This window comes from Streptomyces sp. A0592 (assembly GCF_004795115.1).
Lineage (GTDB): Bacteria > Actinomycetota > Actinomycetes > Streptomycetales > Streptomycetaceae > Streptomyces > Streptomyces erythrochromogenes.
Map to the genome: position 1 here is coordinate 56139 of NZ_SSBM01000031.1, position 25391 is coordinate 81529.

Here is a 25391-nt window from a genome sequence, read left to right on the forward strand (position 1 = left end):
GGGCGGACGACGGGCAACGAACCGAACTTCAGGAGGGGCAGAACCGTATGTGCGGAATCGTCGGTTACATCGGAAAGCGTGACGTGGCACCGCTGCTGCTGGAGGGCCTGGCACGGCTGGAGTACCGCGGATACGACTCCGCGGGCATCGTCGTGAACAGCCCGAAGGCCGGCGCGCTCAAGATGGTCAAGGCCAAGGGCCGCGTCCGCGACCTGGAGGCCCGGGTCCCGAAGCGCTTCGCCGGCACCACCGGCATCGCCCACACCCGCTGGGCCACGCACGGCGCCCCGAGCGACGTCAACTCGCACCCGCACCTGGACCCGGAGAACAAGGTCGCCGTCGTCCACAACGGCATCGTCGACAACGCCGCCGAGCTCCGCGTCAAGCTGGAGGCCGAGGGCGTCGTCTTCGCCTCCGAGACCGACACCGAGGTCATCACCCACCTGATCGCCCGCTCCCAGGCCGACACCCTGGAGGAGAAGGTCCGCGAGGCGGTCAAGGCGATCGACGGCACGTACGGCATCGCCGTGATGCACGCCGACTTCACCGACCGCATCGTCGTCGCCCGCAACGGCTCGCCGGTCATCCTCGGCATCGGCGAGAAGGAGATGCTCGTCGCCTCCGACGTCGCCGCGCTGATCGCCCACACCCGCCAGGTCGTCACCCTGAACGACGGCGAGATGGCCACCCTCAAGGCCGACGACTTCCGCACGTACACCACGAGCGGTACGACGACGAACGCCACCCCGGAGACCGTGGAGTGGGAGGCCGCCTCCTACGACATGGGCGGTCACGACACCTACATGCACAAGGAGATCTCCGAGCAGCCCGACGCGGTCGACCGCGTGCTGCGCGGCCGGATCGACGACCGCTTCAACACGGTCCACCTGGGCGGCCTGAACCTGGACCCGCGCGAGGCGCGCGGCATCCGCCGGGTCAAGATCCTGGGCTGCGGCACCTCGTACCACGCGGGCCTGATCGGCGCCGGCCTCATCGAGGGCATGGCCCGCATCCCCGCGGACGCCGAGCCGGCCTCCGAGTTCCGCTACCGCAACCCGGTCGTGGACCCCGACACCCTCTACATCGCGGTCTCCCAGTCGGGTGAGACCTACGACGTGCTCGCGGCCGTGCAGGAGCTCAAGCGCAAGGGCGCCCGCGTCCTCGGCGTCGTCAACGTGGTCGGCTCCGCGATCGCCCGCGAGGCCGACGGCGGCGTGTACGTGCACGCCGGCCCCGAGGTCTGCGTCGTCTCCACCAAGTGCTTCACCAACACGGTCGTGGCCTTCGCGCTGCTCGCCGTGCACCTGGGCCGCATCCGGGACCTCTCGGTCACCGACGGCAAGCGGATCATCGAGGGCCTGCGCAAGCTGCCCGGCCAGATCCAGGAGATCCTCGACGGCGAAGAGGACATCAAGAAGCTCGCGGCCGAGTTCGCCGAGGCCAAGTCGATGATGTTCATCGGCCGGGTCCGCGGCTACCCCGTGGCGCTGGAGGCCTCCCTCAAGCTGAAGGAGATCTCCTACATCCACGCCGAGGCCTACCCGGCCTCCGAGCTCAAGCACGGCCCGCTGGCCCTGATCGAGCCCTCGCTGCCGACGGTCGCGATCGTCCCGGACGACGACCTGCTGGAGAAGAACCGGGCGGCCCTGGAGGAGATCAAGGCCCGCAGCGGCCGGATCCTCGCGGTCGCCCACCGCGAGCAGGAGAAGGCGGACCACACCATCGTGGTCCCGAAGAACGAGGACGAGCTGGACCCGATCCTCATGGGCATCCCGCTCCAGCTGCTGGCGTACCACACCGCCCTGGCCATGGGCCGGGACATCGACAAGCCGCGCAACCTGGCGAAGTCGGTCACCGTCGAGTAGCAGCCCCGGGCTGTCGCCGGACACCCGGGAGACACACGAGAGCCCCCGTGCGCACCGCGCACGGGGGCTCTTGCGTGTCGTGCTCAGCTCGCCGCGACCGCGCCGCTGCGCCCGGCCCTGCCGAAGGCCATCGGCCAGTGCGCCAGGGCCGCCGTGGCCCCGTACCAGGCCAGGAGGCCGCCGACCGCTGCCGCCCAGCCCGCCACCTTGGCCAGCATGCTGTTGTCGGCGAAGGCACCTATCGCCAGGAGCAGCAGGGAGAGGGTGAACAGGCCGTACACGCCCTGGCCGAAGAGACCGCTCGCGGCCCCCACGGTGAGGGTGATGCCGAGGAGGGCGAACAGGACGAGGAACGTTCCGGCGGCATCTGCCGAAACCTTTCCGTCGGCTCCCGCGGCCCAGGTGAACCAGAAGGCTCCGAGGCCCGCGAACGCCGTGCCGTTGAAGCCGTTGCCGCCGCGGAACTCCAGGAGTCCGAGCACGAACAGGGCCAGACCGCCGACGTAGGTGGCGAGCGACACGGAGCTGGCAGCGGTCACACCGTCGATGACACCGGTGTGGCCGATACCGAATGCGAGAAGGGTGAGACCCAGGGCGATGTTCCCGAGGGTCGAAGTCGAGGCCGTGCTTCCCGCAGAGACACCATTGTCCACGGCGGGCTCCCTTCGATCTGCAGTTGTTTGCTGCGTCCCAGCAGCATTTATCTACCCTTTACACGAGGGCACAACCGCACAATCGACTTAACAACCGGTCACGGAATGACAACAACCGGTCGCTGTGCGCGCTTGGCGAGCCGCCCGGCCACCGAGCCGAAGATCCGGCCCACGATCCCGTGCGTGGAGCCGACCACGATGGCGTCGGCCGAATACTCCCGGCCGACCTCCTCCAGCTCATGGCAGATGTCACCACCGCGCTCGACCAGGATCCACGGCACTTCGGCCAGGTAGTCGGCGCAGGCGAGCTCCAGTCCCAGCACCTCGGTGCGGTGGTCCGGCACGTCCACGAAGACGGGCGGCTCGCAGCCGGCCCACACGGTGGTGGGCAGCCGGTTGGCGACATGGACGATGATCAGACCCGATCCGGAGCGGCGGGCCATACCGATCGCGTACGCGAGCGCGCGCTCACTGGACGTCGATCCGTCGAATCCCACAACGACGCCGTGCCGGAAGGCCGGGTCGCAGGGTGAGCGTGTCTGTTCCACCGCGCGCAGCTCGGCGGCCGACGCGGGGTCGGCGAGCCGTTTGCGCTTGCGGTCCGCGGGTTCGGAGAATTCGTGACCGGCCATGGGTATCTCGGCGAAGAGGTCCTTGGAGGAAGCAACAGGGGCGATATCGGCGACGCAGTGTGACGGAGCTCTGTCCGGGAAGCATCTTCCCAAGCCCATACCCACCAGGGTACGGCGACACTCCTGTCCTGCACAGGGCTTGCCGCACTTGGAGAGCGTCCCAGGGAGCATGCCGGAGCGAGCGCGCCTTGGCAATGGCCGCTGTCCCCTACAGCCAGTGACGAGACGGGGAGTTGCCACCCGTGCGCGCAGTGACCGAGCCCCGCCGGGCGGCGTTGGACATGCGTCCGACCGTTCAGGAAGAGCCCGCAGGGAGTACGCCGTGCCCGGCCATCCGGTTCACCCCGTCCAGCCAGCTCAGCCGACCCAGTCCGTCCACTTCCCCGACCCGAGCCCGCACTTCACCGCCTCTCCCCGTCCACCGCTTCACCCGTCCGTGCAGTCTTCCGGGCACCCGCACGACGACCCCGCGGGTGACGTCGTGCGCTGGGCCGCCTTCAGCTGCCTGCTCGTCCCGGTGGTCCTCGTCGTCTACGGAACCTCCTTCGGCGGGGCGGCAGTCGCCACGCTCGGCCTGTTCGTCGTCACGGCCGCCTGCCTGGTCCTGCTGCGGCACTCGGAGCGGACCGCGGCCCGGGTCCGGGCGGAGGAGCGGCTTCCGTCGGCGCCCCGCCGCCGGCACTCGCGCGGCGGCCCCGCGGGCCGCCGGAGCTGCCGCACCTCCGACTCCGCCTCCCCGCACGACTGACTCATTCGCACACCCACACCCGCATATTTTCAGCCAACTTCCCGGCAGGTTGCCCCCCTTGCCGGAATGTCCGCCCGACCCGCCCACCACCAGCGACGACATTCGCCGGGGGGCGTTTTGGCCCTACTGGTACTAGCCACAGCCACGATGCGCGCTTCCCACCCGGGTAGCGGAGTGGAACCCTTCCTGATCGAATGCTTTTCGCCAAGTTGAGAAGTCGACATAGCGCTGCGTGCTGAACTTGTCACGCCGACACCACGGGACGCAGTAGATTCGATCATGTATTTACGGCGGGGGATCCACGTGCAAGGCCGAGGGGAAACGTGCAGGTGCGACCAGACCAAGGAGTCGCGACACCCAAGGGGGGCTTAGCGCCATGAGCCAGGATTCCACCGCCGTCGTCGCAGACGCCGGCAGGAAGCTCGCGGGGCGTCGCCGCAGGGAGATCGTCGCGGTGCTGCTCTTCAGCGGCGGACCGATCTTCGAGAGCTCCATTCCACTATCCGTGTTCGGCATTGACCGGCAGGACGCGGGAGTTCCACGCTACCGACTGCTCGTGTGCGCCGGTGAGGACGGTCCGCTCAGGACCACCGGCGGACTCGAACTGACCGCGCCATACGGGTTGGAGGCGATCGCCCGGGCAGGCACGGTCGTCGTTCCCGCCTGGCGCTCCATCACTTCACCACCGCCTCCGGAGGCGCTCGACGCACTGCGTCTGGCGCACGAGGAGGGAGCCCGGATCGTCGGACTGTGCACCGGGGCCTTCGTGCTCGCGGCCGCCGGTCTGCTGGACGGCCGGCCCGCGACGACGCACTGGATGTACGCGCCGACGCTGGCCAAGCGCTACCCGTCCGTCCACGTCGATCCGCGCGAACTGTTCGTCGACGACGGCGACGTGCTCACGTCCGCGGGCACGGCGGCCGGAATCGACCTCTGCCTGCACATCGTGCGCACCGACCACGGCAGCGAGGCGGCCGGGGCCCTGGCCCGCAGGCTCGTCGTGCCGCCGCGCCGCACGGGAGGCCAGGAGCGCTACCTCGACCGGTCGCTGCCGGAGGAGATCGGCGCCGACCCGCTGGCCGAGGTCGTCGCCTGGGCGCTGGAACACCTCCACGAGCAGTTCGACGTGGAGACGCTGGCCGCCCGCGCCTACATGAGCAGGCGCACCTTCGACCGGCGGTTCCGCTCGCTCACCGGCAGCGCGCCGCTCCAGTGGCTGATCACGCAGCGGGTGCTCCAGGCCCAGCGGCTGCTGGAGACCTCCGACTACTCGGTCGACGAGGTCGCCGGACGCTGCGGGTTCCGCTCGCCGGTCGCCCTGCGCGGTCACTTCCGACGGCAGCTGGGGTCCTCCCCGGCCGCATACCGCTCCGCCTACCGGGCACGCCGGCCGCAGGCCGACGTCGCGCAGGTGGCGGAGATCTCGACGGGACCGGTGCCGCACCAGCGCACTCCGCAGCCCCACCGGGCGGCGGCGGCCCTGGCCGCGGCGGGCCCCACGGTCACGGAGCTGTACGCCCCGAACCGGGTCCTGCGGGAACACGCGTAACCCCCACAACGGGTACGACAGCGAAGGTCCTCCATCGGTCACCGCCGATGGGGGACCTTCCGCATATGCGGTCCGCTCCGCAGGGGACCGCATAAGGTGGGACACATGAACGATCGCATGGTGTGGATCGACTGCGAGATGACCGGGCTCTCGTTGACGGACGACGCACTTATCGAGGTGGCCGCGCTGGTCACCGACTCGGAGCTCAACGTGCTCGGCGAAGGCGTGGACATCGTGATCCGCCCGCCGGACGCGGCCCTGGAGACCATGCCCGACGTGGTCCGCGAGATGCACACCGCCTCCGGACTGCTCGACGAGCTGGCCGCGGGCACCACCCTCGCCGACGCCGAGGCGCAGGTCCTGGCGTACGTGCGGGAGCACGTGAAGGAGCCGCGCAAGGCGCCGCTCTGCGGGAACTCGGTCGGCACCGACCGCGGCTTCCTGCTGCGCGACATGGCCGCGCTGGAGAGCTACCTGCACTACCGGATCGTGGACGTGTCCTCGGTCAAGGAGCTGGCGCGCCGCTGGTACCCGCGGGCGTACTTCAACAGCCCGCCGAAGAACGGCAACCACCGGGCGCTGGCGGACATCAAGGACTCCATCACCGAGCTGCGCTACTACCGCGAGGCGGTCTTCGTGCCGCAGCCCGGGCCCGACTCGGACACGGCCCGCAGCATCGCGGCCAAGCACACGGCGCCGGGCGCGTAGCGGACCTGCCCGATCACTCCGGAGAGGGGTGCGGGGAAACGGTGGAGCGAGCACCCTCCCGAACCCTGTACCCTTTTCTTCGGCCGGTCGGTTTTCCGACCGGACATGGTGGGTGTAGCTCAGTTGGTAGAGCACCTGGTTGTGGTCCAGGTGGCCGCGGGTTCAAGTCCCGTCACTCACCCTGCGGGAAGGCCCCGGTACGCGGAAGCGGACCGGGGCCTTCTGCATGTCGCCGGGCGGGCGTGGTCAGGACGACTCCCGGACCACCAGCCGGTTCGGCAGGACGACCGCCGGCCCGCCCGCCGCCCCGGCGCTCCCCCGCCGGCCCGAGACCCGCTCCAGCAGCATCCTCGCCATGGTCCGGCCCATCTCCTCGATCGGCTGCCGGACGCTGGTCAGCGGCGGGTCCATGTGCCGGGCGACCACCGAGTCGTCGAAGCCGACCAGGGCCACGTCGTGCGGGATCCGGCGCCCGGACGCGCGCAGCTCCCGACGGGCGCCCGCCGCCATCACGTCGGAGGAGGCGAAGACCGCGTCGAGCGAGGGGCTGCGTTCCAGCAGCTCGCGCATGGCCCGGCGGCCGCCCTCCTCGGTGAAGTCGGCGACCGCGACCAGCCTCTCGTCGACGGGGCGGCCCGCGGCGGCCAGGGCCTGCCGGTAGCCGTCGAGCCGGCAGTGGGCTCCGTAGACGTCCAGCGGGCCGGTGATCGTGGCGATCGTACGGCGCCCCCGGTCGAGCAGGTGGCGCACTGCCTCGGCGGCGCCCGCCAGGTTGTCGGAGTCCACGCAGGGCAGCGTCTCGGCCGCCGAGCGCCGGCCGCTGATCACCGTCGGGATGCCCAGCTCCGCCAGCAGCTCCGGGAGCGGGTCCCCGGCGTGGACGGAGACCAGCAGCACGCCGTCGACGCGGTGCCCGGAGAGGTACTGCGCGAGGCGGCGTCGCTCGCGGTCGCTCCCGGCCAGGGTGAGCACGAGCTGGATGTCGGTCTCCGCGAGGGCGGCCCCGACCCCGCGGACCACTTCGGAGAAGTACGGTTCGGCGAAGAACCGGGCCTCGGGCTCGGGGATCACGAGGGCGATGGCGTCGTTGCGGTTGGCCGCTAGGGCGCGGGCCGCGCGGTTCGGCACGTACCCCAGCTCGGTCACGGCCGCCTCGACGGCGGCCTTGGTCTGCTCGCTGACCTTGGAGGACCCGTTGATCACCCGGGAGACGGTGCCGCGCCCGACTCCGGCGCGTACCGCGACCTCTTCCAGGGTCGGCCGTCCCCCGCTGCGCCCGTTCCCGTTCATGGCTTCCTCCCGGTTGTGAATCTACCCCTTGACTACTGTGGGAGCGCTCCCACACTGTGTCACACGACACCCCCACGTTGTCGCCCACCCTTCAGGGAGGAACCCATGCGAGCCCAGTCCCCGGCCCGAGCACGAGCCCGAAGAACCCTCGTCACGGCTGTCGCCACGATGGGCGCCGCCGCGCTGCTGCTCGGGGGGTGCGCACAGGACCCCGAGACGGACCCGAAGGCGGGCCCCTCGGCCGGCGGGAAAGGCCAGACCACCCTGACCGTGGGCGTCTTCGGGGCCTTCGGCCTCCAGGAGGCCGGGCTCTACGACGAGTACATGGCGCAGAACCCGGGGATCCGCATCGAGCAGACCTCCATCGAGCGCAACGAGAACTACTACCCCCAGCTCCTCACGCACCTGGGGACGGGCAGCGGGCTCGCCGACATCCAGGCCGTCGAGGTCAACAACATCGCCGAGATCACCGCGACCCAGGCCGACAAGCTGGTGGACCTGGGCAAGGTGTCCGGCGTGGACAAGGCCGCGTACCTGCCGTGGAAGTGGGCGCAGGGCACGGCGCCGGCGGCGAAGGGCGGGGCCACGGTCGGCCTCGGCACCGACATAGGCCCGCAGGGCATCTGCTACCGCAAGGACCTGTTCGAGGCTGCCGGGCTGCCCTCGGACCGGGAGGCGGTCGGCGCGCTGTGGGCGGGCGACTGGAACAAGTACCTGGAGACGGGCAAGGCCTACAAGGCGAAGGCCGGCGAAGGCAAGTCCTTCGTGGACTCGGCGTCGGGGGTCATGGCCGCGGTGACGGGCAGCAGCGCCCAGCGGTTCTACGACGAGCAGGGCAAGGTCGTCTACAAGACCAACCCGGCGGTGCGCGGAGCCTTCGACCTGGCGGCGTCCTTCGCCACCGAGGGACTCAGCGCGAAGCTGCAGCAGTTCACCCCGGGCTGGGACCAGGGCTTCGCCAACGGCGCCTTCGCAACGGTCTCCTGCCCGGCGTGGATGCTCGGCTACATCCAGGACAAGGCCGGTCCGGCGGGCAAGGACAAGTGGGACGTGGCGCAGGCGCCGAAGCCCAGCAACTGGGGCGGTTCCTTCCTGGTGGTCCCGAAGGCCGGGAAGAACGCCGAGGCGGCGGCGAAGCTGGCGGCCTGGCTGACGGCCCCCGAGCAGCAGGCGAAGCTCTTCGAGAAGCGGGGCAGCTTCCCGAGCGCGAGCGCCGCCTACAAGCTGCCGGCGGTGTCGGGGGCGAAGCACGAGTACTTCGGCGGCGCGCCGATCGGTGAGATCTTCTCGAAGGCGGCGCAGGGGGTGCCGGTGACGGTGGTCGGCCCGAAGGACCTGGTGATCGCGCAGAACCTGGCGGACATCGGGATGCTGCAGGTCGACCAGAAGGGCCGCAGCCCGCAGGAGGGCTGGGAGGCCGCGGTGAAGGCCATCGACAACGCCCTGGACCAGTGAGGCGCCGGTGACGGACGAGACGGCACTCCTGTCCCCCTCCGCCGCCGCCCCGGAGCGGGCGGCGGCGGAGGGGGGCGGCCGGGGCCGGCCGGGCCAGGTGTGGCGCTCGCGCCGCTACCGCTGGGACCTGCGCTGGAGCCCGTACGCCTTCGTGGCGCCCTTCTTCCTCTTCTTCGCCGCCTTCGGGCTGTTCCCGCTGCTTTACACGGGCTGGGCCGCGCTGCACCAGGTGGAGCTGACCGACCCGGACGCCATGACGTGGGTGGGCCTGCGCAACTTCACCCGGCTGTGGGACGACGAGTTCTTCTGGAACGCGCTGCGCAACACGCTCACCATCGGGCTGCTCTCGACGGTGCCGCAGCTGGCGATCGCGCTGGGCGTGGCCCATCTGCTCAACTACCGGCTGCGGGGCTCGGCGTTCTTCCGGGTCGCCGTGCTCACCCCGTACGCCACCTCGGTGGCGGCGGCCACGCTCGTCTTCGTGCTGCTCTTCGGCCGCGACTACGGGATGATCAACTGGGCGCTCTCGGCGGTCGGTTTCGGGGCGGTGGACTGGCAGAACGGCACCTTCGCCTCGCAGTTGGCGGTCTCCACCATCGTGATCTGGCGGTGGACCGGCTACAACGCGCTGATCTACCTGGCGGCCATGCAGGCCGTACCGGGCGAGCTGTACGAGTCGGCCGCACTGGACGGGGCCTCGCGCTGGCAGCAGTTCCTGCACGTCACGGTGCCCTCGTTGCGGCCGACGATCCTCTTCACCTGCGTGGTGTCGACGATCGGGGCGACCCAGCTGTTCGGTGAGCCGCTGCTGTTCAACGGCGGGGCGGGCGCGACGGGCGGCTCGGACCACCAGTTCCAGACACTGGGGCTGTACCTGTACGAGCAGGGCTGGGTGAACCTGCACCTGGGACGGGCCTCGGCGATCGCCTGGGCGATGTTCCTCATCCTGCTGCTGATCGCCGGGGCGGCCCGGCTGCTGCGCGGACGGGGGGACTCGCGATGAGATCGCTGCGCGCGGGACGGCTCACCTATGTGGTGCTCGGCCTCTTCACCGCCGGTTCGCTCTTCCCGCTGGTGTGGACGGCGATCGCGGCCTCCCGTACCAACACGCGCCTGGCCCAGACCCCGCCACCGTTCTGGTTCGGCGGGAACCTGGGACGGAACCTGCAGATCGCCTGGACCGAAGCCAACATGGGCACGGCCCTGCTGAACACGGTGATCGTGGCGGGCACCGTCACCGTCGGGACGGTCCTCTTCTCCACCCTGGCGGGCTTCGCCTTCGCCAAACTCCGTTTCCGCGGACGCCGGATGCTGATGGGGATGGTGGTGGGGACGATGCTGATCCCGCCGCAGCTGAGCGTGGTGCCGCTGTACATGCTGATCGCGAAGCTGTCGTGGACCGACCGGCTCCAGGCGGTGGTCCTGCCCTCCCTGGTGTGCGCCTTCGGCGTGTTCTTCATGCGCCAGTACCTGGTGCACGCGCTGCCGACGGAACTGGTGGAGGCGGCCCGCACGGACGGCGCCAGCTCCCTGCGGGTCATGTGGCACGTGGTCTTCCCGGCGGCCCGGCCGGCGATGGCGGTGCTGGGGATGCTGACCTTCGTCATGTCCTGGAACGACTTCTTCTGGCCGATCGTCGCGCTGACCCAGAACGGCAGCCCGACGGTCCAGGTGGCCCTGACCGGCCTGGGCCGGGGGTACATCCCCGACCAGTCCGTGATCATGGCGGGTGCGCTGCTGGGCACGCTCCCGCTGCTTGTGGTGTTCATCGTCTTCGGCCGCCAGATCGTCGGCGGCATCATGCAGGGAGCGGTAAAGGGATGACTGACACCCCGACGCACACGGCACACACGTCGGACGCGACGGATCCGGGCGGGGAGCTCCGCTTCCCCGACGGGTTCCTGTGGGGCACGGCCACGGCGGCCTTCCAGATCGAGGGCGCGGCCGCACTGCGCGGGCCCTCCATCTGGGACACCTTCTGCCGCACCCCGGGCAAGGTGTACGGCGGCCACACCGGCGACGTCGCCGTCGACCACCACCGGCTGTGGCGCGAGGACGTCGCCCTCATGGCCGAACTGGGGCTGGGCTCCTACCGGTTCTCGGTGTCCTGGCCACGCGTCCTCGCCGGCGGTATCGGCTTCTACGACAAGCTCGTCGACGAGCTGCTCTCCCACGGCATCCGGCCCTGCGTGACCCTCTACCACTGGGACCTCCCGCAGGAGCTGGAGGACGCCGGCGGCTGGCCCGAGCGGGAGACCGCCTACGCCTTCGCCCAGTACGCCGGTCAGGTCGCGGACGCCCTCGCCGACCGCGTGGAGCTCTGGACCACCCTCAACGAGCCCTGGTGCAGCGCCTTCCTCGGCTACGCCTCGGGGGTGCACGCGCCCGGCCGCACCTCGCCCGCCGACTCGCTGCGCGCCGCCCACCACCTCAACCTGGCCCACGGCCTGGCCGCGGCGGCCCTGCCGGCGCGCACCCGGATCGGCATCGCGCTCAACCCCAGCGCGGTACGGCCCCTGACCGGCTCGCCGGCCGACCTGGACGCCGCCCGCCGTATCGACGCACTCGCCAACCGGATCTTCACCGGGCCGCTGCTGCACGGCGCCTACCCGCAGGACCTCCTCGCCGACACCGCCTCCCTGACGGACTGGTCGTTCGTCCGCACCGGCGACGAGGCGCTGATTCGCCAGCCGCTGGACTTCCTCGGCGTGAACTACTACACGCCGGCGGTGGTGTCCGCGGCCCCGGACGGGAACGGCCCGCGCGCCGACGGCCACGGCGCCACCTCCCACTCCCCCTGGCCCGCCGCGGAGACGGTGGCCTTCCACCAGCCGCCGGGCGACCAGACCGACATGGGATGGTCGATCGACCCGACCGGCCTGTACGACCTGCTGATGCGCTTCACCCGCGAGGCACCCGGCCTGCAGCTGATGGTCACGGAGAACGGCGCGGCCTACGCCCCGGACCTGGACGACCCGCAGCGCATCTCCTACCTGGAGGCACACCTCACGGCCATCCACCGCGCGCTGGCGGACGGCGCCCCGGTGGGCGGCTACTTCCTCTGGTCGCTGCTGGACAATTTCGAGTGGTCCTACGGATACAGCAAACGCTTCGGCATCGTGCACGTCGACTACGACACCCAGGTCCGCACGCCGCGCTCCAGCGCCCACTGGTACGCCCGACTGGCCCGAAAGGGGGCCATGTAGCCGCCGCGCCGGCCGAAGTCCGCGGCGGCGGGAGTCCGGTCCGAGGTCACGCGAAGGCGTCCGCGTGGTCCTCGGCCCAGGTCCTGAAGGTGCGGGCGGGGTGGCCGGTGAGCTGCTCGACGGCGCCGGTGAGCTCGACCGGGAGGCCGTCGGTGGAGGCCCAGTAGTCCAGCAGCGCGTCGGCGTAGGGGCCGGGTATGTAGCCGTCGACCTCGGCCTTCCACCGCTCGGCCGAGACGGCCTCGAAGGGTATGGCCCGGCCGAGGACTTCGCCCAGTATCGAGAGCTGGGCAGCGAAGGTCAGCGACTGCGGGCCGGTCAGCGTGTACGCGCGGCCGGCCAGGGCCGGATCGGTGAGGACCGCGAGGGCAGCCTCGGCGAGGTCGGCCTCGTGCACGGGGTCGCAGTGGGCGCCGGGGTGGGGCAGGTGGACCGGTCGGCCCGACCTCAGCGACCAGGCCCAGCCCCGGGCATTGCTCGCGAAGGACCCCGGCCGCAGCAGGGTGGTGCGCAGCGGGGAGGCCGACAGGGCCTGCTCGACCACGAGGTGGGAGGCCGACAGCGGGCTGTCGGCAGCGTCCGGGGCGAGCACCGAGGAGGAGGACAGGAGCACGACGTGCTCCACCCCGGCGGCGACCGCCTCCTTGACGAAGGCTTCGATGCCGGACGCCTCCGCGTAGAGGAAGACGGAGCGGATTCCGGCGAGGGCACCGGGATACGTCGCCGGATCGGTGAGATCGCAGTGGACCGCATCGGGGGTGCCGCGCTCACGGGAACCGAGTCGGTAGGGGATGCCGCGGGCGGCGAGGAGGCCGACGAGACCGCGGGCGACGGCACCGCGGCCGCCGGTCACAAGAATGGACATGACTGGTTCCTCATGCTGGAAGGGTGCGGACTGACGCTAGGATGACTACGCGACACAGATTCTGCACTACACATCCTCTGCGTCACACAGATAAATTTGGAGCACGGAGAATCCGATGTCAACCGATTCCCCCCGTACGGGTGACGAGTGGAGCCGAGCCGAGCTGCTCGCGCGCATCGTCATCGAAAGCCAGCGGCACTACGCCGACTACTCCCTCTTCAACCAGGCGATGGCCGACTCGGTCGGCCTGCACCCCACCGACATGCAGTGCGTCGCCCTCCTCGACATGGAGCCCGGCCCCGTCAGCACCGGCGACATCGCCCGCCTCACCGGCCTGACCTCCGGCTCGGCCACCCGCCTCGTCGACCGGATGGTCAAGGCGGGCATCGTCGAACGCCAGGCCGACCCCCACGACCGCCGCCGCTCCCTCGTCTCCCTCTCGCCCGAGGCCCGCAAGCGCATCGGCGCGGCGTGGGACACCCCGGGCCGCGCCTTCGGCGCCGTTCTGGAGAGCTACTCCGACTCCGAACTCGCCGTCATCGCCGACTACCTGCACCGTGCCGCCGAGGTAGGGCGGGCCCAGGCCAAGCGGCTGACCTCCGGCGAGCCCGGCTGACGCACTGCGGAACGGGCTGCGGAACCGACTGCGGAACGGGCTGCGGAAGGGCTTCCGCGGGGACCGCTGCGGCACTACGGTCCGGGACAACGGGCAACGGCGCGCGCCGGAGAAACGGGAGGGTCGGCGCGCGGTCGGAGGTTGTCCGTGTCCCAGCCCACGCCCTCATCCGCAGCCACCCCTGCGCCCCCGCCCACATCCGCGCCCATCCCGCCACCCGGCTCCCGGGCCGCGCCCGGCGGCCTGCGCGCGGTGTTCGCCCTCGGCGGCAGCGCCCTCCCCCTCCACGCGTTCCTCGCGCGGCTCCCCGCCGCGCTGTGCCCCATCGGAACGCTCACGCTCATCACCGAACGCCACGGCATCGGCGACGCGGGCCCCGTGGCCGCCGCGCTCTGGCTCGGCCAGGCCCTCGGCGGCCCCGTCATCGGCCGGCTCGCCGACCTGCGCGGCCACCGCCCCGTGCTGCTCCTCGCCTGCGCGGCCAACGCCGCCGTCCTGCTCGCCCTCGTCACGGCCGTCCTCGGCGGGCTGCCGCCGGCCGCCCTCCTGGCGCCGGCCGCCGCGGCCGGTCTCACCGTCCCGCAGGTCGGCCCGCTGGCCAGGGCCCGTTGGGCGCGGCTGGCCGGTGGGAACAAGCGGCTGCTCGGATCGGCCCTGTCCTTCGACACCACCCTGGACGAGGTCGGCTTCATGGTCGGCCCCGCGCTGGCCGGCATCCTGGCCGTGACCGTGCACCCTGCCTCGGCTCTCGTCCTCGCGGCCGGGCTGATCCTGGTGTTCGGCACCCTGTTCGCGGTACACCCGACCGCTCCGGGCCCGGCCGCCGGCTCCCCTACCGCCGGCGCCCCGGGCGGGCGGGCCGGCGTACGGCTGTGGTCGCCCCGTCTGGCCCTGCTGTTCACGATGGCCGTGCTGCAGGGGGCCGCGTGGAGCGGGGCCAACACCGGCGTCAACGCGCTCGCCGCGTCACTGGGCGAGGCGGGCGCGGCCGGGCCCGTGTGGGCCGCCATGGCCGTGACCAGCTCGATCGCCGGGTTCGCCACGGTCGCCCGGCCCGGCTCGGCGGACCTGGCCGCGCGACTGCGGTGGACGATTGCCCTCCAGGCCCTGCTCACGCTTCCGCTGCTCGCGGTGTCCGGGCTGTGGGCGGCCGCCTTCGCGGTCGCGGGCATCGGCCTGGCCGTGGCCCCGCACCTGATCGCCCTGTTCGGGCTGGTGGAACGAGCCGGCCCGGCGGAGCGGATGGGCGAGGCCATGACCGTGATCGGCAGCGGCCTCATCCTCGGCCAGGCCCTGGCCGCGGCCGTCGCGGGTCCCCTGGCGGCCGCCCACGGCCACCGGGCAGCCTTCGCCGTCTCCTGCGCCGCGGTCGCCGCCTCCGCGGTCCTCGCCCTGGCCTCGGCCCTGCCGCCACGCGCGAAGAGCCGACGCGGCACCCCGTGACGAACCGGCCGGGGGACCGCGCGTACCCGATGTCCCACGGCAGATGAACAGAATGGCGAGGAAGTGCCTGCTCAGGGGGCCATCAGCGAGGAATGATCCTTGCCCATCAGGTGCTCCGCGAGTCAGGAAACCGGCTGTCCCGCAGCTCTCTCCCGCGGCAGGAACATCATGGCCAAGATCGCATTCACTCTCGCTTGGGGCGTCGTGCTCGTCCTGGCCAACCGGGCCCTGCACGATGTCACCTGGGCGCAATACGTGGCGACGTTCCTCCTGGCCGGAGCCTGCGCACTGGCGCTCAGCAAGGCGCGTTTCCTCCGCGGAGGAAAAGCCGCCGACACGGGCCGGTGAGGCTCCACCTCGGCGAAGCCCGAAGACCCCGTCGGCAGCGGCCGGCAGGGTCTTCCGTGGAGGGGGCGCCCCCTACGCCGAGGACTTCATCGCGGCCAGGCCCTTCACCAGGTCATCGGCGTTCATGACGGGGGCCACCTCGACCTCGGCGTTGAACTCGAAGAAGAGGTCCTCCATCAACGACGGCATCAGCGAGCTGTCCTGGAGGTCGAAGACGATCCAGCAGGAGCGCACGCCCTCGTGCAGCCCGAAGTAGGCCGCCTCCGGCTTCACGCGCTCCATCAGTGTCTGGATGGCCCGGGGGAGGCCGCCGGTCCTTACGGACTCGTTGGTGGCGGCCGTGTCCATGTGCGCCCTGAGCATGACCCTCATGCGTGGCTCCTTCCGTCACGGCCCACCCTCGGCGCGGACCGGGGGCACGGCAACAGGTGCGCCCCCGTACGGGACGGCACAGCGGGACGGGCGCAGCGAGCCGGGCGGCGGCGGGACGGGCGGCGGCGTAGGGCCCGCGTCCCCGTCAGGCGCCCTGGACGTGGAAGTTGAAGTCCGTGTGGCCGAGCGCGCCCATCAGGCGGAGCCAGATCGGCAGCAGCATCTCCGTGCCCCGGGCCGTCTCGATGCCGCCGAGGTCGAGCACGCTCGCCTCCGGCCACCCGAAGGAGTGCAGCAGTTCGCGGACGGCCCGCTTCGCGTCCGCGTCCTCGCCCGAGACGAAGACGTGGTGCTCGCCGGCGACCCGCGCCGGGTCCACCATGATCTGACAGTTCATGGTGTTCAGCGTCTTGACCACCCGCAGCCCCGGGAACGTCCGCTGGATCAGCTCGCCCAGGCTGTCGTCGTTCACCGGGTCCAGGCCCGGTGGAAAGCCGCCGGAGAAGTCCAGCGGGTTCGCGACGTCGATCAGGATCCTGCCGTCCAGGTGGGCGGCGTCCGCCTCCGTCAGCGCGGCGATACTGACCCGCCCGCCCGTGGCGTTGACCAGCACCTCGCCGTCCCGGGCCGCCTCCGCGAGGCCGGCCAGCCCCACCCCCGGGTGGACCTCCTGCCAGTCCGCGTACTCGGCCCGGCCGAGGGTGGCCCCGGGGTCCCGGGTCCCGATGGCGACCCGGTGGCCCAGCGCGTCGAGCCGGGCGGCCACCGTACGGCCGACGATCCCGGTGCCGAGGACTGCGTAGCGCATCTCTGCTTCCTTCCGGTCCGATCCGCAAGAGACGGCCTAGCCCAGGATCCCGATGTCGGAGAAGAACCGGTACCGCTTCGGGGCATCGGGGAGGAACCAGTGGAAGCCCTCCTCCAGGAATACGGCCGCCATGCTCACGACGATGACCGCGCCCAGGAGCCAGAGCGCGAACAGCCCCGCCGTGCGCAGCAGCCCCGGCGCAGTCGCCGGAACACCGTGCTCCGCCGTCGTGTGCGCGGTGGCCAGGGCGATGCCGACGACGACCACCGACACCTGGAAGAGGATCAGCGCCCACACGTACAGGTGCAGGCCGAACACCTCGCCCCCGTACCCCTTGGCGCCCGGCAGGATGTGCAGCGCCGTCTGCCGCCAGGACGCGAAGGAGCCGCCCATGAGCGCGATCAGCGTCAGGCCCCAGCCCGTCATGTAGTGGCGGCCCGTCACCGAGCCGCGCAGCAGCGCCGTACGGATGATGTACGCCGCTCCCAGCGCCGCCAGCAGCATGAACATCCGCTGCACGACGCAGAGCGGGCACGGGAACTCGCGCGCCCCGAACTCGTGGAAGAGGCTGGCGCCCACCACGCCGCTCCAGGCGACGGCGAAGAAGCAGGCGAACCAGTACTGGACCTTGCCCGGCTGGGTGGCCTCGGGCGTGCTCTCCGGGATGAGGCTCTCGATCGTCGCCATGGTCACCAGCTCAGGGTCAGGGCCAGGCTGCCGGTGATGTGGTGTGCCATCAGCAGGGTGACGGCGATGAGCATGGCCCACCACGCCCCGAGCACGACCATCCGGGACGTCTCCCGGTACATGGCGATCAGCGTGGCGAGGAGCCCGCCGAAGATGAGGGTGTCCATGCCGCGGACCGTACCGAGACGAGGACATCCCGCCTGCTAGGCGCGCCCCCGGTCACGGCGTGGCGCGCCCCCGGTTACGTCGGTTGCCGCGTCGGCCGCGCCCGGGCCTGCCCCCGCCCGGGCCGCCCGCGCTCCGGCCGTCCAGGCCGATCCACACGCGGACCTCGGTGCCGCCGAGCACCGAACGCCCCAGCCGTACGTCGCCGCCGGTCGACTCCGCGACCCGGCGCACGATGTCCAGGCCGAGGCCCGTGGACCCGTCCCGGCCGCCGTCGTTGCCGCGCCGCAGGGCGGCGTCCGGGTCGGAGATGCCGGGGCCCGCGTCCGAGACGAGCACGATCACCGCGTCGCCCGCGTCGTGGACGTCCACCGCGAAGGGGGTGCCCTCGGGGGTGTGCCGGAAGACGTTCCCGAGCATGGCGTCGAGGGCGGCGGCGAGTTCGGGCCGCGCCACGGGGATCCGTACCGTACGGTCCACTCCCGCGAGCCGCACCTCGCGGCCCTCGTCCTCCGCCAGCGCCGACCAGAAGTCCATCCGGTCGCGGATCACCTCGGAGGCGTCGCATCCCGCTCCGGCCCCGACCAGGCCGGTGGCCGGGCGCTGCTCCCGGGCGGTGCGGATGATCGTGTCGACCTCGCGCTCCAGCTGCTCCACCGCCGCCCTGGTCTGCTCGGCGGCCGGGCCGTCCCCGAGCGAGGCGGTGTTGAGCCGGAGCACCGTCAGCGGCGTACGCAACCGGTGCGAGAGGTCGGCGGCCAGTTCCCGCTCGTTGGCGAGGAGCTCGACCACCTGGTCCGCCATCGCGTTGAACGCGACGGCCGCGGAGCGCAGCTCCTTCGGGCCGGCCTCCGGCACGCGCGCCCCGAGCCGCCCCTCGCCGAGCTGGTGCGCGGCGTCCGCGAGCCGTTCGGCCGGCCGGACCAGCCGGGCGCCGAGCCGGTCGGCGACCGCGACCGAGCCCACGATCAGGGCCAGTCCGACGCCCGCCAGCACCAGCCAGGCGGTCGCGACGCCGTTGCTGACCTCGCTCTCCGGTACGAAGACCTCCACCACGGCGATGTCCCCGGACCCGAGCGCGGTCGGCTGGAGCAGCGCCGAGCCGCCGCCGGACACCTTGGCCGTCGTGGCCCGCCCCATCCGCCGGGTCTCGGCGACGGCGCGCTCCCCGGCCCGGCCCTCACCGATGCTCACCGGCGGGCTGTCGCCGATCGCGGGCACGTGGACGGCCATCCGGCGGGCGGCGCCCATCTGCGTGGACTCCACCGCCTTGCTCAGCTGCGTCGGGTCGGTGGTGATCGACAGTGTCGGCCCGATGGTGGCGGCCTGCCGCTCGGCGTTGGAGAAGGCCCGGTCGCTGGCCATCTCCTGGACGACGAGCCCGAGCGGTACGGCGAAGGCCACGACCACCATGGCCGTGACCGCGAGGCACACCTTGACCAGGGCCCATCTCATCGCGGCAGCACTGCGATCGCTGCGGTCACCGCGGTCACCGCGGTCACTGCGGTGGCTCCAGCTTCACGCCGACCCCGCGCAGGGTGTGCAGGTACCGGGGCCGGGCCGCCGTCTCGCCGAGTTTGCGGCGCAGCCAGGACAGGTGGACGTCGATGGTCTGGTCGTCGCCGTACGACTGCTGCCAGACCTCGGCGAGCAACTCGCGCCGGGCCACGACCACCCCGGGCCGCCCGGCGAGGAAGGCCAGCAGGTCGAACTCGCGGCGGGTGAGGTCCAGTACGGCCCCGTCGAGCTCGGCCTGGCGGCGCAGCGGGTCGATGGCGAGCCCGCCGACGCGCAGGACGCGCGAGGGCGGTTCGGCGCCGGCGGCGGCCCGGGCGCGGCGCAGGACGGCGGCCATGCGTGCGGAGAGGTGCTCGACGGAGAAGGGTTTGGTCAGGTAGTCGTCGGCGCCGTCGTTGAGCAGCCGGACGATCTCGGCCTCGTCGTCGCGCGCGGTGGCGATGATCACAGGCACGTCGGTGATGCCGCGCAGCATCTTGAGCGCCTCGGACCCGTCCAGGTCGGGCAGGCCGAGGTCGAGGATGACCACGTCGAAGCGGTGGTGCGCGACCTCGCGCAGGGCCTCCAGGGCCGTGCCGACGCTCCGCACGGTGTGCGAGGCCTCGGTCAGGTGCCGGATGAGGGCGGAACGTACGAACTGGTCGTCCTCGACCACGAGCACACTTGCCATGGGCCGCACCGTAGTCCATCCGGGCGACTGCACGGGGTGTCGGGCCACTGTTGTGACGCGTGGTGCAGTATGTGCCCTGATGCGAAGAGGACTTGTGCATGCCATGGCGTGGATGCTCGCGACCGGGGCGGCGGTGACGCTGTGCTGGTGGGGTGTCCACACCGTCATGTCGGGCACGGCCTACGACCGGCCGCTCGCGGTACCGCTGACCGGGCAGCCGCTGTCCTCCTCGACCCAGCGCGCGCAGCCCCAGGGATCCCCTTCGCCGACGCCGTCCGCCTCGGCCTCGCCCTCTCAGTCGCCCGGCCCGAGCGCGTCACCGACCGCCGGAGCCTCCGCCGACACGCCTTCGCCGAAGCCCTCCGCCTCCCCGGACGGCCGGCGGCAGGCGGACGGCCAGGACACGGGGAAGGTGCAGGCCTATCCGGTCTCCGGCGGCCGGGTCACCTTCTCCCTCGGCGCCTCCTCGGCCGAGCTGGTCTCGGCGACGCCGGCGGCCGGCTGGCGGATGCAGGTGTGGAAGCAGGACTTCTGGATCCGGGTCACCTTCACCCGGGACGGCCGTGAGGTGTCGGTGTTCTGCACCTGGCACGACCACCCGCCGATGGTCGAGATCGTCGACCCCTGAGGCGGCCCGGGGGTGCGGCCCTGCAGGGCCGCACCCCCGTTGGCGCCGGCCCTGCTCTGGTCGGCCCCCGGACTCAGAAGCGCGGGTCGAGTTCCGATCCGAAGGTGTGGGTCCCCGACAGCCTCAGCTCGCTGGTGTCGGCCAGGGTGGCCGTCGACGAGCCCGCCTTGGTCAGGTGGGAGTACTGGTTGTAGTACCCGTCGCGGGTGACCAGGCAGTCGTCCCAGGTGTAGGTGCCGGCGGCGAGGTAGATCTCCCGGCTGGGTACGCGCGCGCCGTCGAGGACCTGCGACCACTTGTAGGTCCCGGTCGCCAGGAAGATCTGACGGCTCACGCAGGCGTTGGGCATGCCCGCGGTCGGGTTCGCCGTGAGGGTCAGCTGCCGTGTGTTGTACGCCGCGCCCGCGGCGTCGGCGGGGGCCCCTGCGAGGGCGACGAGAGCGGTCGCGGAAGCCGCCGCGGCGGCGAACGTGCTGAGCTTGCCCATATTCTTTCTGGCTCCTTCGTTTCGAACGTGCTCGACTGACAACACGGACGCTATCGAAGCGACATGGGAAAGATCGACGTAGAGTCTGGACCCAATTCGATAAGCCAGATTTATCGGTGAGGCGGGGGAACGGCATTGGAAATGCGAGACGTGGACGTCTTTTTGACGCTGGCGGACGAGCTCCACTTCGGGCGGACGGCCGAGCGCCTGCACCTCTCCCAGGCCCGGGTCAGCCAGGTCGTCCGCAAGCTGGAACGGGCCATCGGGGCGGCGCTGTTCGAGCGCACCACCCGCACGGTGAGCCTCACCCCCGTCGGCAGCGGCCTGCGCGAGGACCTCACGCACGCGCGGGACCTGTTCCGGACGGCGATCGAAAGGGCACAGGCAGCGGCCCGCGGAACGGGCGGGGTATTGCGGGTCGGCTTCCTCGGAGCCCTGGGGCATGAGATCCGGCCGTTGATCGAGGAATTCCGGTCACGCCATCAGAACATTTCCGTCGCGCTGGTGGAGTCCCGGCTTTCCGATCCGCTCGGCCCCCTCCGCGCCCATGAGGTGGACGCGCAGATCCTCTGGCTGCCGGTCACCGAATCCGACCTCACCGTCGGCCCCGTGGTGCTGACCGAGGAGCGCGTCCTCGCCGTCCCGGCCGGGTCCTGCATGGCCGGCCTCGGCTCCGTCGCGTGGGAGGAACTGGGCGGCTACCGGGTCGCCGACCTCGGCTCCCTGGCGCCGTCCTACTGGGTGGAGTCGCTGACACCGAGACGCACACCGGCCGGACGCCTCGTCAAACGCGGGCCGACCGCGCGCACCCTGCAGGAGGTCCTCGCCCTCGTCGGCGACGGCCAGGTCGTCAGCCCCCTGCACCAGCACTCCACCCGGTACTTCCCCTACCCCGACATCACCTACCTCCCCATCCGCGACGCCCCGGCCGCCCAGTGGGCGCTGGTGTGGCCCAGTGAGGACCGCAACGAGCTGGTGCGCGCCTTCGCCCAGGTCGTACGGGAGCTGCGGCCGTGCCGGGCGGAGACCGCCTAGTGCTGTGACCGGAAAGGTTCACCGTGTCGCGACGCCCGGCACGGCACCTCGCCGCGTTGTCGAACCACGCAAGTACGTCCGGTACGGGCCGTGGCCCTCCGCCTCGCGGTCCACCGCACCGGACACCGCGACCCGGCAAACCTGCCCGGCCACAGCACTAGCGGAAGACGGAGGACGGCGGCTGCGGCGAGGCCACCGCGGAGGCGTCGGCGACCGGGGCCGCGCCGCCCGCGAAGGCCGCGAGCGCCCGGCCGTGCTCGACCCGGCCCGGATGCGGGTCGCTCGCGACCCGCCGGGTGAATTCCGCGACGGGCAGTTCCCGGTCCGCCGCCACCAGCACGGCATTGCCGAAACGTTTCCCCCGCCACACCACCGGGTCCGCGGCCAGCGCCAGCTCCGTGAAGCGGGACGCCGCCGTCGCGATCTGGCCGCGCAGGTGGGTCAGCGGCGGCCCGTCCGCAAGGTTCGCCACGTACCACCCGGTGGGGGCCAGGGCCCTGCGTACGTCGTCCAGGAACTCGGTGCTCGTCAGGTGCGCCGGGGTCCGCGCCCCGCCGAACACGTCCGCGATCACCAGGTCCGCCCAGCCGTCCGGCACCTTGGCCAGGCCGGCCCGCGCGTCCACCGCCCGGACCCGGACCCGCGCCTGCGGGTCCAGCGGCAGGTGCTCCCGCACGAAGGCCACCAGGGCGGCGTCGATCTCCACGACCTGCTGCGTGGAGCGGGGGCGGGACGCCGCGGTGTAGCGGGCGAGGGTGAAGGCGCCGCCGCCCAGGTGCACCACGTTCAGGGGCTGGCGGGCGGGCGCGACGAGATCGATGAGGTGGCCGATCCGCCGCTGGTAGGAGAAGTCCAGGTACGCGGGATCGTCGAGGTCGACGTGCGACTGCGGGGCGCCGTCGATCAGCAGGGTCCAGGCGCCGGGGCGCTCGCGGTCCGGCTCCAGCTCCGCCCGGCCGCCGTCCACCTGCCCGACGACCGCCTCCGCGCCGCCTCGCCCGCGCTGCCTGCCCTTGTTCCTGTCCTTGCCTGCCACCACCCCATTGTGCGGGCCGGCTGGCCGGGAGCGGTCAGCGGCAGTTGTCCGCGGCCTCGATCAGCCGGGCCGCCTCGCCGAGCGCCGCGCGCAGCACCTCGGGGTCGGTGACCGGCCCGACCGCCTCCGGCGGGAGCAGCCAGCCCGTGGCGCCCGCGGTGGGCGAGACGGCGTCGCCGAAGCGCATCCCCCGGCCGTCGGACTGCGTACACGCGCTGCCCGGGAGGTCCCAGGCGTCGGCGGTGCCGGGCGGGACGAGGAAGCCGAGGGTGTCGCCGGACCCGTCGTGCAGGACGGGCCCCACCGGGCCGGACCGGCCGGCGGAGCGGCGGATGATGTCCACCGCCTCCAGGCCCTGCCGCGCGGGCACGGTCACCAGGTCCAGGTCCGGGGCCGCGCCGGGCCCGGGCGCGGTGTTCGTTCCAGTGCTCTCCATGCCGGCCTCCACCAAGGGGAACCCCTCCTCGATCCGTATCCGCATGGGTTCAACGCACGGGAACGTCAACGGGTGCGGCACCAAGACGCCGCAAAGGATGGCAGTTCATGGCGGATCGCGGGTGAGATATCCGTTTTGTAGCTAAACATCGCGTGAACACCCCGTCGCTGGCGGTACGTTCATGCGCGCCGGGCCCAACTGCACCAGCCACCGCACCGGCGCTGGGTTCCTTGCCAGAGAGGTCACGTCCATGGCGGCGTTCCCCCACTCACCCAACTCCACGTTCCGGCGGCTGCGCGGGCAGCACTCCCCTGCCGAGTTCGCGGCCCTGGTACGACGGGCGGCGAAGGAGATCGGAGAAACGGTTTCCTGCGACGCGCGCTACATCGGCCGGGTCGAGTCCGGCGAGATCCGCTGCCCCAACTACGCCTACGAGCGGGTCTTCCTCCACATGTTCCCCGGCCGCGCCCTGGCCGACCTGGGCTTCTCCCCCCGCGAGAGCGTCCGCGGGCGCGCCGCGCAACGCGGCCCGGGCCCCGCCGCCCTCTCCGTCCCCGTCCCCCGTTCCCCATCCAGTGCCAAGGAGAGCGACGTGCTGCGTCGCGCGTTCATGGCGGGCGGCTCCGCGACCGTGGCGGCCGCGACGCTCGGCCTCACCCTGCTCGGCGACAACCGCCGGCTGCCCGCGCGCGCCGGCGAGTCCGAGGCCGCCGCCGTCGAGGACGCCGTACGCCGGATCCGGCTGCTGGACGACCGGCACGGCGCGGACGCCCTGTACCGCCGGGCCTCCGAGCCCCTGCGCACCGCCTACGCCCTGCTCGACGCCGGGGCCACCCGGCAGTCCACCGAGGACAGGCTGCACTCGGGCGCCGGTGAACTGGCCGTCTCGGTCGGCTGGCTGGCCCACGACTCCGGCCGCTTCGACGACGCCCGCTCGCACTACGCGGAGGCCCTGGCCACGGCCCGGGTGGCGCGGGACGCGGGCCTGGAGGCGCACGCCTTCAGCAACATGTCCTTCCTGGCCCGCGACACCGGTCGCGCCCGCGAGGCGGTACGCGCGGCCCAGGCGGGGCGGCGCGCCGCGTCCTCCCTCGGCTCGCCCCGGCTCCTGGCGCTGCTGGCGCTGCGGGAGGCGGGCGGTTGGGCGGGGCTGGACGACCGCAAGGCCTGCGAGGAGTCGCTGGCGCGGGCGCACCGGGAGTTCTCCCGGGGACCGGCGGAGGCCGACCCCGAGTGGATGTCCTTCTTCGGCGAGGCGGAGCTGGAGTCGCTGGAGGCCCGCTGCTGGGCGGCGCTCGGGGAACACGCCCGCGCGGCGCGGCACGCGCGGCGGGCGGCCGACCTCCAGGATCCGCACTTCGCCCGGAACGTGGCCCTCTACACCGCCGAGCTGGCCGGTGACCTGGCGCGGGCGGACGCCCCCGACGAGGCCGCGTGGGCCGGCGGGCGGGTACTGGACCTCTTGGGCGAGGTCCAGTCGACGCGGGTCCGCGCGATGCTCGCGGAGACGGCCACGGCCCTGGTCCCCCACCAGCGGTCGCCCCGGGTCGGCGCGTTCCTGACCCGCCACGCCTCTGCCTGAGGCTCGGCCCTTCGGCTCCCGCCGGGGTTGCGGGTTTCCGCGGGGCGGACGGTTCGGCCGGGGGTGCCCCGCCGAGGTATCCCCTCGGGTCGGCCGGTGTTCCCGGGGCTCCGCCCCGTACCCCGCGCCTCAATCGCCGGCGAGGCTGATTTCGGCTTCCCCTTCGGCTCCCACCGGGGTGGCCGGGTTTCTGCGGGCCGGGGCCGGAACGGTTCGGCTCCCGCCGGGGTGGCAGGTTGTCGCGGGGCAGGGCCGGAACGGTTCGGCTCCCGCCGGGGTGGCCGGGTTTCTGCGGGCCGGGGCCGGAACGGTTCGGCTCCCGCCGGGGTGGCAGGTTGTCGCGGGGCGGGGCCGGAACGGTTCGGCTCCCGCCGGGGGTGGGCAGGTTTTCGCGGGGCGGGGCCGGACCTGGTAGGGCGGTGCCCCGGCGGAGTATCTCCTCGGCTCGGCGCCCTTCGGCTCCCGCCGGGGGTGGCAGGATTCCGCGGGACGGGGCCGGAAAGGTTCGGCTCCCGCCGGGGGTGGGCAGGTTTTCGCGGGCCGGGGCCGGACTTGGTAGGGCGGTGCCCCGGCGGAGTATCTCCTCGGC

The 25391-nt window shown here is 72.3% G+C and carries 27 protein-coding genes and 1 tRNA gene; 15 read left to right on the forward strand and 13 right to left on the reverse strand.

What is annotated here, in order from left to right; all coding sequences use genetic code 11:
* The first annotated feature begins 47 nt into the window (after positions 1-47).
* Positions 48-1865 (forward strand): glutamine--fructose-6-phosphate transaminase (isomerizing), encoded by a 1818-nt coding sequence (gene glmS / locus E6U81_RS31060; protein WP_136233362.1) that lies wholly within the window; start codon positions 48-50, stop codon positions 1863-1865.
* A gap of 83 nt (positions 1866-1948) precedes the next feature.
* Here glmS and E6U81_RS31065 read toward each other — a convergent pair whose 3' ends face one another.
* Both E6U81_RS31065 and E6U81_RS31070 read right to left on the reverse strand, forming a co-directional pair.
* Positions 1949-2518, reverse strand: coding sequence for a GPR1/FUN34/YaaH family transporter (locus E6U81_RS31065; protein WP_136233363.1), 570 nt, complete (start codon positions 2516-2518; stop codon positions 1949-1951).
* Positions 2519-2616: 98 nt separating this feature from the next.
* A complete protein-coding gene (locus E6U81_RS31070) occupies positions 2617-3150 on the reverse strand; it encodes a universal stress protein (RefSeq protein WP_030655530.1) in 534 nt (177 codons plus the stop codon).
* A 436-nt stretch (positions 3151-3586) separates the two neighbouring features.
* Between E6U81_RS31070 and E6U81_RS31075 the strand changes: the two genes are divergently transcribed.
* From E6U81_RS31075 to E6U81_RS31090, 4 genes are all read left to right on the forward strand, one after another.
* Positions 3587-3898: a hypothetical protein gene (locus E6U81_RS31075; RefSeq protein ID WP_136233364.1), complete on the forward strand. Its 312-nt coding sequence runs from the start codon at positions 3587-3589 to the stop codon at positions 3896-3898.
* 376 nt (positions 3899-4274) lie between these two features.
* On the forward strand, positions 4275-5447 hold the full coding sequence (locus E6U81_RS31080; protein WP_031145357.1) for a helix-turn-helix domain-containing protein: 1173 nt from the start codon (positions 4275-4277) through the stop codon (positions 5445-5447).
* A gap of 105 nt (positions 5448-5552) precedes the next feature.
* On the forward strand, positions 5553-6155 hold the full coding sequence (gene orn / locus E6U81_RS31085; protein WP_136233365.1) for an oligoribonuclease: 603 nt from the start codon (positions 5553-5555) through the stop codon (positions 6153-6155).
* Positions 6156-6263: 108 nt separating this feature from the next.
* Positions 6264-6336, forward strand: a tRNA-His gene (locus tag E6U81_RS31090).
* Between the two features lie 65 nt (positions 6337-6401).
* Here the strand turns inward: E6U81_RS31090 and E6U81_RS31095 are convergent.
* Positions 6402-7445, reverse strand: a complete 1044-nt coding sequence (locus tag E6U81_RS31095) for a LacI family DNA-binding transcriptional regulator (RefSeq protein WP_136233366.1) — start codon at positions 7443-7445, stop codon at positions 6402-6404.
* Between the two features lie 105 nt (positions 7446-7550).
* Between E6U81_RS31095 and E6U81_RS31100 the strand changes: the two genes are divergently transcribed.
* From E6U81_RS31100 to E6U81_RS31115, 4 genes are all read left to right on the forward strand, one after another.
* Entirely contained in the window at positions 7551-8900 is a 1350-nt protein-coding gene (locus E6U81_RS31100; RefSeq protein WP_136233367.1) for an ABC transporter substrate-binding protein, read from the forward strand.
* 97 nt (positions 8901-8997) lie between these two features.
* Positions 8998-9903, forward strand: a complete 906-nt coding sequence (locus E6U81_RS31105) for a sugar ABC transporter permease (protein ID WP_240804119.1) — start codon at positions 8998-9000, stop codon at positions 9901-9903.
* Positions 9900-10724 (forward strand): carbohydrate ABC transporter permease, encoded by an 825-nt coding sequence (locus E6U81_RS31110; RefSeq protein WP_136233369.1) that lies wholly within the window; start codon positions 9900-9902, stop codon positions 10722-10724. Before E6U81_RS31105 ends, E6U81_RS31110 begins: the two co-directional genes overlap by 4 nt.
* On the forward strand, positions 10721-12106 hold the full coding sequence (locus E6U81_RS31115; RefSeq protein ID WP_136233370.1) for a GH1 family beta-glucosidase: 1386 nt from the start codon (positions 10721-10723) through the stop codon (positions 12104-12106). Before E6U81_RS31110 ends, E6U81_RS31115 begins: the two co-directional genes overlap by 4 nt.
* Before the next feature lie 46 nt (positions 12107-12152).
* On the opposite strand, the gene E6U81_RS31120 is transcribed toward E6U81_RS31115, so the two are convergent.
* Positions 12153-12971: an NAD(P)H-binding protein gene (locus E6U81_RS31120; protein WP_136233371.1), complete on the reverse strand. Its 819-nt coding sequence runs from the start codon at positions 12969-12971 to the stop codon at positions 12153-12155.
* Positions 12972-13086: 115 nt separating this feature from the next.
* On the opposite strand from E6U81_RS31120, the gene E6U81_RS31125 reads away from it, so the two are divergent.
* The 3 genes from E6U81_RS31125 (at position 13087) to E6U81_RS31135 (ending at position 15378) form a co-directional block, all read left to right on the forward strand.
* Complete coding sequence (locus tag E6U81_RS31125; RefSeq protein WP_136233372.1) at positions 13087-13587, forward strand: MarR family transcriptional regulator; 501 nt, start codon at positions 13087-13089, stop codon at positions 13585-13587.
* Positions 13588-13734: 147 nt separating this feature from the next.
* Positions 13735-15030, forward strand: coding sequence for an MFS transporter (locus E6U81_RS40105; protein WP_168714777.1), 1296 nt, complete (start codon positions 13735-13737; stop codon positions 15028-15030).
* A 168-nt stretch (positions 15031-15198) separates the two neighbouring features.
* Positions 15199-15378 (forward strand): hypothetical protein, encoded by a 180-nt coding sequence (locus tag E6U81_RS31135; protein ID WP_136233373.1) that lies wholly within the window; start codon positions 15199-15201, stop codon positions 15376-15378.
* A 72-nt stretch (positions 15379-15450) separates the two neighbouring features.
* Here E6U81_RS31135 and E6U81_RS31140 read toward each other — a convergent pair whose 3' ends face one another.
* From E6U81_RS31140 to E6U81_RS31160, 6 genes are all read right to left on the reverse strand, one after another.
* On the reverse strand, positions 15451-15750 hold the full coding sequence (locus E6U81_RS31140; RefSeq protein ID WP_136233374.1) for a hypothetical protein: 300 nt from the start codon (positions 15748-15750) through the stop codon (positions 15451-15453).
* A gap of 145 nt (positions 15751-15895) precedes the next feature.
* Positions 15896-16558, reverse strand: a complete 663-nt coding sequence (locus tag E6U81_RS31145; protein WP_136233375.1) for an NAD(P)-binding domain-containing protein — start codon at positions 16556-16558, stop codon at positions 15896-15898.
* Positions 16559-16594: 36 nt separating this feature from the next.
* Entirely contained in the window at positions 16595-17245 is a 651-nt protein-coding gene (locus E6U81_RS31150; protein WP_136233388.1) for a disulfide bond formation protein B, read from the reverse strand.
* Positions 17246-17247: 2 nt separating this feature from the next.
* Positions 17248-17412, reverse strand: coding sequence for a DUF5993 family protein (locus E6U81_RS40110; protein ID WP_168714778.1), 165 nt, complete (start codon positions 17410-17412; stop codon positions 17248-17250).
* 52 nt (positions 17413-17464) lie between these two features.
* Positions 17465-18865, reverse strand: a complete 1401-nt coding sequence (locus tag E6U81_RS31155) for a HAMP domain-containing sensor histidine kinase (protein ID WP_136233376.1) — start codon at positions 18863-18865, stop codon at positions 17465-17467.
* A gap of 43 nt (positions 18866-18908) precedes the next feature.
* On the reverse strand, positions 18909-19598 hold the full coding sequence (locus E6U81_RS31160) for a response regulator transcription factor (RefSeq protein WP_030655573.1): 690 nt from the start codon (positions 19596-19598) through the stop codon (positions 18909-18911).
* A gap of 79 nt (positions 19599-19677) precedes the next feature.
* On the opposite strand from E6U81_RS31160, the gene E6U81_RS31165 reads away from it, so the two are divergent.
* Positions 19678-20226: a hypothetical protein gene (locus tag E6U81_RS31165; RefSeq protein WP_136233377.1), complete on the forward strand. Its 549-nt coding sequence runs from the start codon at positions 19678-19680 to the stop codon at positions 20224-20226.
* A 73-nt stretch (positions 20227-20299) separates the two neighbouring features.
* Here the strand turns inward: E6U81_RS31165 and E6U81_RS31170 are convergent, their stop codons facing one another.
* Positions 20300-20713 (reverse strand): hypothetical protein, encoded by a 414-nt coding sequence (locus E6U81_RS31170; RefSeq protein ID WP_136233378.1) that lies wholly within the window; start codon positions 20711-20713, stop codon positions 20300-20302.
* Positions 20714-20863: 150 nt separating this feature from the next.
* On the opposite strand from E6U81_RS31170, the gene E6U81_RS31175 reads away from it, so the two are divergent.
* Positions 20864-21748: a LysR substrate-binding domain-containing protein gene (locus E6U81_RS31175; protein WP_206310053.1), complete on the forward strand. Its 885-nt coding sequence runs from the start codon at positions 20864-20866 to the stop codon at positions 21746-21748.
* Between the two features lie 157 nt (positions 21749-21905).
* On the opposite strand, the gene E6U81_RS31180 is transcribed toward E6U81_RS31175, so the two are convergent.
* Positions 21906-22784: a fused MFS/spermidine synthase gene (locus E6U81_RS31180; protein ID WP_136233380.1), complete on the reverse strand. Its 879-nt coding sequence runs from the start codon at positions 22782-22784 to the stop codon at positions 21906-21908.
* Between the two features lie 34 nt (positions 22785-22818).
* Positions 22819-23220: a hypothetical protein gene (locus tag E6U81_RS31185; RefSeq protein WP_136233381.1), complete on the reverse strand. Its 402-nt coding sequence runs from the start codon at positions 23218-23220 to the stop codon at positions 22819-22821.
* A gap of 250 nt (positions 23221-23470) precedes the next feature.
* Between E6U81_RS31185 and E6U81_RS31190 the strand changes: the two genes are divergently transcribed.
* Positions 23471-24802, forward strand: coding sequence for a tetratricopeptide repeat protein (locus E6U81_RS31190; protein ID WP_136233382.1), 1332 nt, complete (start codon positions 23471-23473; stop codon positions 24800-24802).
* The last annotated feature ends 589 nt before the right edge of the window (positions 24803-25391 follow it).

Coding starts and splice junctions, on each gene's coding strand:
- E6U81_RS31135 (WP_136233373.1), top strand. CDS start 15,199: ATGGCCAAGATCGCATTCACTCTCGCTTGGGGCGTCGTGCTCGTCCTG.
- E6U81_RS31080 (WP_031145357.1), top strand. CDS start 4,275: ATGAGCCAGGATTCCACCGCCGTCGTCGCAGACGCCGGCAGGAAGCTC.
- E6U81_RS31185 (WP_136233381.1), bottom strand. CDS start 23,220: ATGGAGAGCACTGGAACGAACACCGCGCCCGGGCCCGGCGCGGCCCCG.
- E6U81_RS31190 (WP_136233382.1), top strand. CDS start 23,471: ATGGCGGCGTTCCCCCACTCACCCAACTCCACGTTCCGGCGGCTGCGC.
- E6U81_RS31095 (WP_136233366.1), bottom strand. CDS start 7,445: ATGAACGGGAACGGGCGCAGCGGGGGACGGCCGACCCTGGAAGAGGTC.
- E6U81_RS31165 (WP_136233377.1), top strand. CDS start 19,678: ATGCGAAGAGGACTTGTGCATGCCATGGCGTGGATGCTCGCGACCGGG.
- orn (WP_136233365.1), top strand. CDS start 5,553: ATGAACGATCGCATGGTGTGGATCGACTGCGAGATGACCGGGCTCTCG.
- E6U81_RS31070 (WP_030655530.1), bottom strand. CDS start 3,150: ATGGCCGGTCACGAATTCTCCGAACCCGCGGACCGCAAGCGCAAACGG.
- E6U81_RS31160 (WP_030655573.1), bottom strand. CDS start 19,598: ATGGCAAGTGTGCTCGTGGTCGAGGACGACCAGTTCGTACGTTCCGCC.
- E6U81_RS40110 (WP_168714778.1), bottom strand. CDS start 17,412: ATGGACACCCTCATCTTCGGCGGGCTCCTCGCCACGCTGATCGCCATG.
- E6U81_RS31125 (WP_136233372.1), top strand. CDS start 13,087: ATGTCAACCGATTCCCCCCGTACGGGTGACGAGTGGAGCCGAGCCGAG.
- E6U81_RS31100 (WP_136233367.1), top strand. CDS start 7,551: ATGCGAGCCCAGTCCCCGGCCCGAGCACGAGCCCGAAGAACCCTCGTC.
- E6U81_RS31140 (WP_136233374.1), bottom strand. CDS start 15,750: ATGAGGGTCATGCTCAGGGCGCACATGGACACGGCCGCCACCAACGAG.
- E6U81_RS31155 (WP_136233376.1), bottom strand. CDS start 18,865: ATGAGATGGGCCCTGGTCAAGGTGTGCCTCGCGGTCACGGCCATGGTG.
- E6U81_RS31115 (WP_136233370.1), top strand. CDS start 10,721: ATGACTGACACCCCGACGCACACGGCACACACGTCGGACGCGACGGAT.
- E6U81_RS31120 (WP_136233371.1), bottom strand. CDS start 12,971: ATGTCCATTCTTGTGACCGGCGGCCGCGGTGCCGTCGCCCGCGGTCTC.
- E6U81_RS31170 (WP_136233378.1), bottom strand. CDS start 20,713: ATGGGCAAGCTCAGCACGTTCGCCGCCGCGGCGGCTTCCGCGACCGCT.
- glmS (WP_136233362.1), top strand. CDS start 48: ATGTGCGGAATCGTCGGTTACATCGGAAAGCGTGACGTGGCACCGCTG.
- E6U81_RS31145 (WP_136233375.1), bottom strand. CDS start 16,558: ATGCGCTACGCAGTCCTCGGCACCGGGATCGTCGGCCGTACGGTGGCC.
- E6U81_RS31150 (WP_136233388.1), bottom strand. CDS start 17,245: ATGGCGACGATCGAGAGCCTCATCCCGGAGAGCACGCCCGAGGCCACC.
- E6U81_RS31110 (WP_136233369.1), top strand. CDS start 9,900: ATGAGATCGCTGCGCGCGGGACGGCTCACCTATGTGGTGCTCGGCCTC.